Source organism: Pseudomonas sp. DrBHI1 (assembly GCF_002205115.1).
Lineage (GTDB): Bacteria > Pseudomonadota > Gammaproteobacteria > Pseudomonadales > Pseudomonadaceae > Aquipseudomonas > Aquipseudomonas mosselii.
In genome coordinates, this window is the sequence record NZ_NIBE01000120.1 from 1 (window position 1) to 305 (window position 305).

1 pseudogene is annotated in these 305 nt (G+C 66.9%); it reads left to right on the forward strand.

The window, feature by feature from the left end:
- A pseudogene (locus tag CC207_RS22555) lies at positions 1-305 on the forward strand (hypothetical protein); the annotation flags it as partial.

Here is a 305-nt window from a genome sequence, read left to right on the forward strand (position 1 = left end):
GCCGTGCGCGAAGTGCTGGTGCTGGATATCGACGGGGCAGGGGGCAAGCAACTGGCGGCCTACCTGATCGCTCAAGACCCATCCACCGACCACGCCGCCCTGCGCGACACGCTGAAACAGCACCTGAAAGCCAACCTGCCGGACTACATGGTCCCGACCCACTTCCTGGTGCTGGAGCAGTGGCCGCTGACGGCCAACGGCAAGCTGGACCGCAAGGCCCTGCCGAAGCCCGACGCCAGCCAGCTACAACAGGGCTACGTGGCCCCGCGTACGGCGCTGGAGCAACAACTGGCCGCGATCTGGAG